Source organism: Streptomyces phytophilus, assembly GCF_013870535.1.
GTDB classification, from domain to species: Bacteria; Actinomycetota; Actinomycetes; order Streptomycetales; family Streptomycetaceae; genus Streptomyces; species Streptomyces phytophilus.
Window position 1 is genome coordinate 1 of sequence record NZ_JACBXC010001174.1, and the last position, 1,874, is coordinate 1,874.

At 75.6% G+C, this 1,874-nt stretch carries 3 protein-coding genes; all 3 read right to left on the reverse strand.

Going from position 1 to position 1,874, the window contains the following annotated elements:
- Positions 1 to 46 precede the first annotated feature (46 nt).
- Positions 47 to 751 (reverse strand): type 1 glutamine amidotransferase, encoded by a 705-nt coding sequence (locus H5J30_RS30415; RefSeq protein ID WP_181790649.1) that lies wholly within the window; start codon positions 749 to 751, stop codon positions 47 to 49.
- A 19-nt stretch (positions 752 to 770) separates the two neighbouring features.
- A complete protein-coding gene (locus H5J30_RS30420) occupies positions 771 to 1,094 on the reverse strand; it encodes a DUF6191 domain-containing protein (protein ID WP_181790651.1) in 324 nt (107 codons plus the stop codon).
- Between the two features lie 84 nt (positions 1,095 to 1,178).
- Positions 1,179 to 1,874 (reverse strand): SDR family NAD(P)-dependent oxidoreductase (locus H5J30_RS30425; protein WP_181790653.1); only part of this gene is annotated, 696 nt, incomplete at its 5' end.

The following is a 1,874-nucleotide window of genomic DNA, read 5'->3' on the forward strand; positions in this document are numbered from 1 at the left end:
GGGCCCGGGTTCCGGAGCGCGGGCCCGGGGTGGCGGCCGCGCCGGGTCAGCCTTCGGCCCGTACCGCCCGCGCGAAGCGGTGCGCCACCTGCTGCCAGACCGCCGCCGACTCCTGCTCGTCGCGGTCCGCCTCGGTACGCAGCCGGGCGGGATCGAAGCCGCGGGCGCGGATGGACTCGTCGCTCCACGCCCGTACGCGATCGGCGCCGGCCTCCGGGTGGAACTGCACGCCCCACGCCCTGGCCCCCTGGCGGAACGCCTGGTGCGGGCAGCGCTCGCTCTCCGCGAGCCACACCGCGCCGGGCGGCAGCTGCGTGATGGCGTCGACGTGCCGCTGGACGGCGGTCACCCGCGACGGGAGCCCGGCGAAGAGCGGGTCGTCCGCCGCGTCCGGGCGCAGCGCGATCGGGGTGCTGCCCAGCTCGGGTTCGCCGTGCGACGCGGTGACCCGGCCGCCGGCGACGTGGGCGAGGAGCTGGCCGCCCTGGCAGACGCCGAAGACCGGGACGTCCCGCTCCAGCGCCTCGGCGACCAGCCCGCGCACCGCCGCCAGCCACGGCATCGCCACGTCGTCGTCGGGCATGGGCCCGCCGCCGAGCGGCATGATCGCGGCGTGGTCGAGGCGGTGGGGGAGGGGTGCGCCGGCGTAGGCGTGGACGACGTCGAGGGCGAGGCCCTGCTGCTCCAGCCACTCGCCGAAGCGGCGGGGGCCGCCGCCGCGGTCGTTCTGCACCACGAGAACCTTCGTCATGGGTGCGATTCTCGGTCAGCTACGGGCGCGGGGTTCCGGCGGGGGTGGGGGTGGCCTGCGACGGGACGGCGGTGGGCGGGGCAGCGTCGGCCGGTGCGGCGTCGGCGGGTATCGCGTCGGACGGGATGTCGTCCGGGATCGCGTCCTCCGGAATTGCGTCTTCCGGCTCCTCGGCCGGCTTCGCCGCCTCCCCGAGCGCGATGACGACCTTGCCCGACGTGAGGTCGATCGGCCCGCGGTGCGGATCGCCCGTGCCGACGCCGTCGACGACCAGCTCCATCCGCTCCCGGGCCCGCCGGGCGTGGGCATGGCTGGGCGCGAACAGCTCCGCAACGATGTTCATCCCCGCGCCTCCCGCGACTCGGCCTGCTGACTCAACGCCGCGGCCCGCACATCCGTTCCCGCCCCGCCGCCCCCGGGGCCGCCCTCAGGCCGTCAGCCAGCCGCCCGACACGTCCACGTCCGTGCCCACGACCGGCGCCGCGGCGGACGAGCCCAGCCACATCATCACCGCGGCCATCTCCTCGGCCCGTACGATGCGCCGGATCGGGTAGTCCCGCGCGATCTCCTCGTACGTCAGGCCGAACGCCTCCGCCGCCCGCCGCAGCATCGGGGTGTCCACCGCTCCGGGCGCGAACGCCGTCACGCGCACGCCCTCCGGCGCGTACTCCAGCGCCGCCACCTTGGTCAGCGACGCCACCGCGTGCTTGCTGGCGTTGTACGGGGAGATGGTCGCGAAGCCGACCTCCGCGGAGATCGACGCGGTGTTGACCACCACCCCGCCGCCCTGCGCGAGCATCTGCGGGATCTCGTACTTCATGGCGAGGAACGTCCCTGCGGCGTTGGTGCGCCACACGTCCTCCATGTCCGCGAGCGTCTGCTCGTGCAGCCGCGCCGCGCGCGGACTCTCGATGCCCGCGTTGTTGTACGCGATGTCGATGCGCCCGTAGCGCCGTACGCAGCCGCGCACGAAGTCCCGTACCTGGTCCTCGTGGCGCACATCCGTACGCATGTACGTGGCTTCCCCGCCCGCGCGGCGGATGTCCGCCTCGATCTCGCGGCCGAGGCGGGCCCGCCGCCCGCAGAAGAACACCCGGGCGCCGCGGCCGGCGAGGGCGCGGAC

Bases quoted from the DNA above. Each gene is read 5' to 3' on its own strand.
- H5J30_RS30415 (WP_181790649.1), bottom strand. From the start codon at position 751: ATGACGAAGGTTCTCGTGGTGCAGAACGACCGCGGCGGCGGCCCCCGC.
- H5J30_RS30420 (WP_181790651.1), bottom strand. From the start codon at position 1,094: ATGAACATCGTTGCGGAGCTGTTCGCGCCCAGCCATGCCCACGCCCGG.